The sequence below is a fragment of the Acetobacter musti genome, from assembly GCF_011516835.1.
GTDB lineage: Bacteria > Pseudomonadota > Alphaproteobacteria > Acetobacterales > Acetobacteraceae > Acetobacter > Acetobacter musti.
Genome location: NZ_WOTB01000022.1, coordinates 60,750 through 68,650, shown reverse-complemented (window position 1 = coordinate 68,650; position 7,901 = coordinate 60,750). Strand labels below are relative to the sequence as shown.

Below are 7,901 nucleotides of genomic sequence, written 5' to 3'. Positions count from 1 at the left end.
TCACGAAGGATGTCGAGACAACAATCTCGTCATCCTGCGCATGGTTGATGATTGCCCATATCCGCAGAGTTCTGCGAAAAATCAATCAAACCGCTTTCTGATTCAGGCTCTAAGATAATCATTTTTTCACGCTCATTGACCCACGTCAAAGAACGTACTCGCTTTTATTGCTAACTGAACCTTATCGTTTCCCGGCAGCCCTGTCCGGAGACGGGTCTGCCGTTCCTCAGGACAAGCCTGATGCGGACTACGTCTGTCAGAAACATTCAAGACAATATGGGAACAGATCATGAGTCTGAAGATCGCAGCAATCAGGGAGCACGGTGCTGACGAGCGGCGTGTCGCGCTCGTACCGGATGTTGCCGCCCGTATCAAACGACTGGGATGTGATGTCGCCCTTGAGGCCGGAGCTGGTATCGCATCGTCTTACCCCGATGCCGCCTACAAGGATGTGTCGATCGAGGCTGACAGAGCGACAATGCTGAATTCGGCCGATATTGTTCTGGCAGTAGAACCGCCTCCGGCTGACGTCATCAAAGCCATGAAGCCAGGTTCAATACTGATTTCGTTTGTCTATGGAAGAAACAATACCGACCTGGTCAAGGCGTTACGCGACGGTAAGATTACCGGATTTGCCATGGAACAGATCCCGCGCATCAGCCGCGCCCAAGCAATGGATGCGCTGTCCAGCCAGGCCACCTTGTCGGGATACTATTCCGTTTTGCTTGGTGCGGTGCATATGCCCAAAATTCTGCCAATGATGACGACAGCCGTGGGTTCGTTACGCGCGGCGCAGGTGCTCATCATGGGTCTGGGCGTTGCCGGCCTGCAGGCGCTGGCGACAGCACACCGGCTCGGCGCCGTCACCGAAGGATATGACGTCCGGCCTGAAACGCGCGACGAAGCCCATTCGCTCGGCGCCAAATTCGTGGAAACCGGTGTGGATGCGACTGGCCAGGGCGGTTATGCACGTGAACTGACCGCAGACGAAAAAGCAAAAGTGCGTTCAGTCCTCAGTGATCACATTGCACGCTCGGATCTGATCGTCACCACGGCAGCGGTGCCTGGCCGAAAGGCTCCGCGCCTGATCGATGCAGATCAGATCGCAAAGATGAAGCCAGGTTCAGTCATTGTCGATCTTGGCGCTGAAGGCGGCGGCAACTGTGAAGGCACAAAAGCCGGCGAAATCGTCCAGGCGGGTCCTGCAACACTGATCGGACCCGTCAATCTGCCATCCTGTCTCGCAGAACAGGCGAGCGAACTCTACGCAAAGAATATCCTCAATCTGCTGCAGCAGATTATCAAGGACGGCAAGCTGACTCTCGACATGACAGACGAGGTTATTGCGAAGACGCTCGTCACTCATGACGGCAAAATTACTAACGATGCGGTCCGTCAGGTCGTCGAGGGTTCTGCCGCACCGGCAGCCGCGACACCCGGTCCGGCACCTGCGGCGAAAGGATAGTCAGAATGCTTACGTCCATGACGCTCATTATTGCGCTCTATATTTTCATGCTGGCAGCATTCACAGGCTATGTGGTTATCAGCCGCGTGCCATCGATCCTTCACACTCCGCTGATGTCAGGTTCGAACTTTATCCATGGCATCGTCGTGGTAGGTGCGCTGACAGCCCTCTTTACAGCAACAAATATCGTCGAGCAGATCATCGGTTTTTTCGGCGTCCTGCTCGGCGCTGGCAATGTGACAGGGGGATATGTCGTAACCGACCGGATGCTGGCGATGTTCCGTCCGAGCACAAAGAAACCCGGACAGTCCGCCACTGACAAGAAGACAGCATCATGATTCTGATCGAATATATCGTCGGCCTGAGCGGACTGCTTGCGTCGGCACTTTTCATATACGGGCTGAAAGGCATGTCGTCGCCCGTCACGGCCGTGAAGGGGATCGTGACTGCCGGCTGGGGCATGGCGTTTGTCGTGGCGGTCTCTTTCCTGCAGGCGTTCAGGGTACCGGACGACGTCCTGCCTCACCTGCCGGTCAATCTGGGTCTCGCTGTCCTCGCTCTGGCCCTGGGCGGACTGCTGGCGGGCTGGAAAGGCAGGACTGTCGCCATGACAGCCATGCCGCAGATGGTGGCGCTGTATAATGGAATGGGCGGTGGTTCCGCCGCAGCCGTCGCGGCTATCGCTCTGATGAAGCACGAAGGGGGCACGCCGCTGCATCTGGGTGTGACGGTAACGGGCGCACTCATTGGCTGTATTTCCCTGACAGGCTCCATCATCGCCTGGGCAAAGCTCGACGGACGGATGAAGAAGCCGGTCCGTTTCAGCGGACAGCAGGTCTTCAACGGCGTTGTTTTCATCGGCACCCTGGCACTCGGCGTTATGACCGTTGTCACACAGTTGCAGGGCTCTTCCGACGGCGGCCTGTTCGCCATGCTGTTCTTCGCCGGCGCTCTGTTTTTCGGATTGTGTATGACGGCCCCTATCGGCGGCGCCGACATGCCGGTCGTGATTTCACTCTATAATACCTTCACCGGTCTGGCCGTCGGACTTGAAGGGTATGTCATGTCCAATCCGGCACTGATGATCGCTGGTATGGTCGTGGGTTCAGCAGGCACACTGCTGACGCTTCTGATGGCGAAGGCCATGAACCGGTCGTTGTCCAATGTGCTGTTCAGCAATTTCGGAGCCTCTTCGGGGCAGGCCGCTCAGGGTCCCCAGGGCCAAATGAAATCTGTCGATCCTGCCGACGCCGCAACGACGATGCGCTATGCATCCAGCGTCATCATCATTCCAGGCTATGGTCTGGCGGTGGCTCAGGCCCAGCAGAAGCTCTACGAATTCGTCAAAATGCTCCAGGCTGCCGGTGTGGACGTGAAATTCGCGATTCATCCGGTTGCCGGCCGTATGCCAGGTCACATGAACGTGCTGCTGGCGGAAGCCGGTGTCCCGTACGACATGATCTATGACATGGACGACATCAACGACAGTTTTGCTACGACTGATGTCGCACTGGTGATCGGCGCGAATGACGTGGTTAATCCATCCGCGCGGACAGACAAGAGTTCGCCAATCTACGGCATGCCAATTCTGAACGCCGATCAGGCAAAACAGGTTTTTGTTATCAAGCGTGGTCAGGGCACGGGTTATTCCGGGGTGCAGAATCCGCTGTTCTTCCAGAAAAACACGTCAATGGTCTTCGGCGATGCACAGGCTGTGCTGAGCAAGATGGTCGAAACCCTGAAAAGTCTCGGAACAAACTGACTTTTCCGGAACCTGTCTGGTTCCGGATCATCATTTTCAGGTCTCTGACTTAAAACTTGGGAGAAAGAGTATGGCAGGCAAAATGAAAGCAGCGGTTGTACGCGAGTTCGGCAAGCCGCTGTCGATCGAGGAACTGGATATTCCTGCGATCAGCACGAACCAGATCCTGGTGAAAGTTGATACCTGTGGCGTCTGTCACACTGATCTGCACGCTGCGCGGGGAGACTGGCCGACGAAGCCTAATCCGCCGTTCATTCCGGGTCATGAGGGGGTCGGTCATGTGGTGCAGGTTGGCAGCAATGTGAACTGGATCAGAGAAGGCGATGTGGTCGGGGTTCCCTGGCTGTATTCCGCGTGCGGACATTGTGAACACTGTCTGGGTGGCTGGGAAACACTCTGCGAAAAACAGGAAGACACAGGATACAGCGTCAATGGCTGTTTCGCTGAGTATGTTGTCGCTGACCCGAATTATGTCGCGCATATTCCCGCAGGAGCAGACCCGCTTCATATCGCTCCGGTGCTGTGCGCCGGCCTCACCGTCTATAAAGGTCTGAAGATGACGGACACGCGCGCCGGGAACTGGGTCGCGGTCTCCGGCGTTGGGGGGCTGGGTCAGATGGCAATCCAGTACGGAGTTGCGATGGGCCTCAATATGATTGCGGTCGATATTGATGACGGTAAGCTCGCGGAAGCGAAGCAGCTTGGCGCCACACTGACCGTGAACGCTAAAAAGACCGATCCCGCGGCCTTCGTGCAGAAGGAAGTCGGCGGGGCACATGGTGCTCTGGTCACGGCGGTCTCCCGTATCGCCTTTTCTCAGGCAATGGGCTATGCCCGCAGGGGTGGAACGATTGTTCTCAACGGACTGCCGCCAGGAGAATTTCCTGTGTCGATTTTCGACATGGTTATGACCGGAACGACAGTCCGCGGATCAATTGTGGGCACGCGGCTTGATATGATCGAGGCGCTGTCCTTTTTCTCGGAAGGAAAGGTGCGGTCGGTTGTGAAACCGGACAAGCTGGAGAACATCAATCAGATCTTTGACGATCTGCAGAACGGACGTGTCGAGGGACGTGTCGTTCTGGATTTCAGGACATGATCTGACTGTGCCCGGCCGGGCACAGTTCCCCTGACCGCCCGCAGCAGAAGGAAACAGGCAATGGCCTACGCAACGACTAATCCGTTTACCAACGAGCAGATCAAAGTGTTTCCCAACACGACAGATGCCGAAGTTGACGCCGCGCTTGACGCGGCACATGAGGCGTTTCTGTCCTGGCGCAAAACATCCTTCGCAGAACGCGCTAAAGTCATGCAGAACGCGGCCGATATTATGCGCCGCGACATGGATAAATATGCGAAAATTCTGACTCTTGAGATGGGTAAACTCATCTCGGAATCGAAAGCTGAAATTGAGCTTTCAGCTGCAATTTTTGAATATTATGCGAAGAACGCCGAGCGGCTGTTGCAGCCGGAAGATCTGCCTGTCGCCAGCAAGGATGAGGGGCGTGCTAAAATCGTCTACCAGCCGCTCGGTATCCTGCTCGCTGTCGAACCGTGGAACTTCCCGCACTATCAGGTCGCCCGCATTATCGCGCCGCAGCTTTCAGCGGGGAACACGGTCGTTCTGAAGCATGCGTCCAACGTGCCGCAGTCAGCTCAGGCCATGGACGATCTGATGATTGAGGCGGGTCTGCCGAAGGGCGGTTTCCGTAATCTGTATCCGACTCATGATCAGGTCGCGCGTATTGTTGCTGACCATCGCGTGCGTGGCGTTGCCCTGACCGGCTCGGAAGGTGCGGGAGCCAAGATCGCGTCTCAGGCCGGTGCCGCTCTGAAGAAGACGACGATGGAACTCGGCGGTGCTGACGCTTTCATCGTTCTGGAAGATGCCGATCTTGAGAAGACCGTGAAATGGGCGGTATTCGGTCGTCACTGGAACGCCGGACAGGTCTGCGTTTCAGCCAAGCGGCTGATCGTCGTTGATGCGGTTTATGACGAATTCGTCAAACGCTATCGCGACGGCGTGGCAAAGCTGAAAATGGGCGATCCGATGGACCCGTCCACAACGCTGGCGCCTCTGTCGTCTCAGGGTGCGGCCGACGATCTGAAGAAGCAGGTCGACGGAGCGGTGCAGGCTGGCGCAAAGGCGGAAGAGATCCCGCTGGCCATGCCGAACACAGGCGCGTTTTTCCGGCCGGTCATCCTGACCAATGTCGCACACGACAATCCGGCACGCCGTGAAGAATTCTTCGGGCCGGTAACACTTCTGTTCCGGGCGAAAAATGAAGCGGATGCGATCAGCATCGCCAACGATTCACCCTATGGTCTGGGTGGCTCGGTGTTCACGAAAGACGAAGCCCGTGGCGAACGCGTTGCAAAGCAGATCGAGACCGGCATGGTCTACATCAATCATCCGACGATGGTGAAAGCCGATCTGCCGTTCGGTGGCGTGCTGCGCTCCGGGTACGGACGTGAACTGGTCGGACTTGGCATCAAGGAATTTGTCAACGCCAAGCTCATCGACATCGTTGATATCGACGCCCCTTTCTGATCGGGTAACAAACACCCGGGAGAGGAAATTTCCTCTCCCTTCAGAAAACCGGCACTCTGGCGCTCTGCGGATTTTCGCAAGCTGTCGGGGTGCCGGTTTTTTTTGTCCAGCACCAGACCTTGCCTTACGCTGCCCGACCGGCCGGACATACGACACAATAAGAACAGAGCAGATATCAGCGGGGTCTGATAATCACGCCACCCAAAGCAGGTTGCGGATCATCGGGGTTTGATAGAGACTTCACGTAGCACGGAACTATGTCGTGGAAAGGTCGAACTCCTTATGTATGGCGTGTTTCTGAGAGTCATCACTTCACGTGCACGGTCTTTCCGTTCATGTGCGGCCCTGTTTGCCGCAGGGACACTATTCTGCGGGACAGGCATACCGGCTCTCGCGGCCCCGGGCGGAGACGCGCTGAATTTCGGAGCCGCCCATCTCGGTCTCCCTCCCATTCCACCGGCTGCCGGCAAACATGGCATGGTGGTCTCCGCCCAGCATCTCGCTTCCGAGGTCGGAGCCAAAATCCTGAGCGAGGGCGGTAATGCCGTGGATGCGGCCGTTGCCGTCGGATACGCGCTCGCTGTCGTGTATCCTGCGGCGGGGAATATCGGTGGAGGCGGCTTCATGACGCTGCGTACACCGGATGGACAGGCTATATTTCTCGATTTTCGCGAGCACGCGCCAAAGGCCGCGACGGAAGATATTTACCGGGATGCCCAGGGACATGTAATTCCCGGATTGTCGATCACAGGCTGGAAAGCTGTCGCCATTCCCGGAACGGTCGCCGGTCTGGAGCTGGCGCTGAAGAAGTGGGGCACGCTGCCCCGCGCCAGAGTGATGGCACCGGCGATCGCCCTCGCCCGAAATGGTTACGTGCTGGAAGAAAACGATGTGTGGCTGCTGAACACATCCACTGAAAATTTCGCGGCCAGTTCATATGCCGCGAAGATTTTTCTGCGTCCGGACGGGACGCCGCTCAGAGTCGGGGACCGGCTTGTGCAGACGGACCTGGCGAATACCCTTCAGCTTATCGCGGATAAAGGACAGGACGCCTTCTATCGCGGTCCGGTGGCCGATGAAATCATCCGCGCCAGCCGTGAAGGTGGCGGCATCCTGCAACACGCCGACTTTGAGACATATAAACCCCGTATCCTGCCGACCGTTACATGCACTTATCGCGGCTACCGGATCGACACGGCTCCTCCTCCAAGCGGCGGCGGCGTGGCGCTCTGCGAAATCCTGGATATTCTGTCAGGGTACGATCTGAAAACCGAAGGACTCTACAGCACCGCCGCAACCCACCAGGAAATCGAGGCGATGCGACATACATATTCGGATCGCCGCGACCTCGGAGATCCTGATTTTGTCAGAAATCCTGTCGCGCATCTGATCGACCCGGATTATGCGGCGCAGATCAGAAACAGTATCCCGGCCGACAGGGCCGTGCCTTCGAACTCTCTGGCGCCAGGGAGCGCCGAGCCGGAAAAATATGAGACGACGCATTATTCCATCATGGATCGGTCCGGTTATGCGGTTGCGGTTACATACACGCTGAATGGCTGGTTCGGGGCCAAAGTCATTGGTGGTTCGACCGGCTTCTTCCTGAATGATGAAATGGATGATTTCTCATCTGCTCCCGGCGTACCGAACATGTTCGGCATTGTCGGCAGCAGGGCCAATGCCATCGCTCCCGGAAAGACTCCCTTGTCTTCCATGTCACCGACCATTCTTTCCAGAGACGGAAAAGCGGTCATGGCGATCGGCAGCCCCGGCGGCTCACGTATTCCGACTATCACGCTTGCCGCTATTCTCGGTGTCGTCGATTACGGGATGACCATTCAGGACGCTGTCGACCTGCCGCGTATCCATGAACAGTGGCAGCCGGATATTGTGGAGACGGAGCCTGGCGCACTGAAAACGGATGTGATGGAAACTCTTCAGCTGGAAGGATATCAGTTCAGCGTGCATCAGCCATGGGGGTCAGCGGAGGGCGTTCTGTATGGTGGCCCCCGCCTTGGGGGAGCGCCGGACGGATATTTCTATGGCGGGTTTGACCGGCGTCATTCCGGAGGCAGTGCTGTCGGAGAATAGACGGCTCCTGACAGCAACATTTGTCTGAAAAT

6 protein-coding genes and 1 pseudogene are annotated in these 7,901 nt (G+C 57.0%); all 7 read left to right on the top strand.

Features of this window, described 5'->3' with window-relative positions; genetic code table 11:
* A pseudogene (locus GOB93_RS15055) lies at nt 1-101 on the top strand (IS5/IS1182 family transposase); the annotation flags it as partial.
* A gap of 188 nt (nt 102-289) precedes the next feature.
* Nucleotides 290-1,465 carry an NAD(P) transhydrogenase subunit alpha gene (locus tag GOB93_RS15050; RefSeq protein WP_173584325.1) on the top strand — a complete coding sequence of 392 codons (1,176 nt, stop codon included), beginning with the start codon at nt 290-292 and terminating at the stop codon, nt 1,463-1,465.
* A gap of 5 nt (nt 1,466-1,470) precedes the next feature.
* Nucleotides 1,471-1,803 (top strand): NAD(P) transhydrogenase subunit alpha, encoded by a 333-nt coding sequence (locus GOB93_RS15045; protein ID WP_173584324.1) that lies wholly within the window; start codon nt 1,471-1,473, stop codon nt 1,801-1,803.
* The gene (locus tag GOB93_RS15040) at nt 1,800-3,227 is read left to right on the top strand and encodes an NAD(P)(+) transhydrogenase (Re/Si-specific) subunit beta (RefSeq protein ID WP_173584323.1); all 1,428 of its coding nucleotides are present in this window, start codon (nt 1,800-1,802) and stop codon (nt 3,225-3,227) included. The genes GOB93_RS15045 and GOB93_RS15040 overlap by 4 nt, the downstream gene beginning before the upstream one ends.
* Nucleotides 3,228-3,297: 70 nt before the next feature.
* Entirely contained in the window at nt 3,298-4,326 is a 1,029-nt protein-coding gene (gene adhP / locus GOB93_RS15035; RefSeq protein WP_173584322.1) for an alcohol dehydrogenase AdhP, read from the top strand.
* Nucleotides 4,327-4,386: 60 nt separating this feature from the next.
* Complete coding sequence (locus tag GOB93_RS15030; RefSeq protein ID WP_173584321.1) at nt 4,387-5,778, top strand: NAD-dependent succinate-semialdehyde dehydrogenase; 1,392 nt, start codon at nt 4,387-4,389, stop codon at nt 5,776-5,778.
* 282 nt (nt 5,779-6,060) lie between these two features.
* Entirely contained in the window at nt 6,061-7,869 is a 1,809-nt protein-coding gene (ggt, locus tag GOB93_RS15025; protein WP_173584334.1) for a gamma-glutamyltransferase, read from the top strand.
* Nucleotides 7,870-7,901 lie beyond the last annotated feature (32 nt).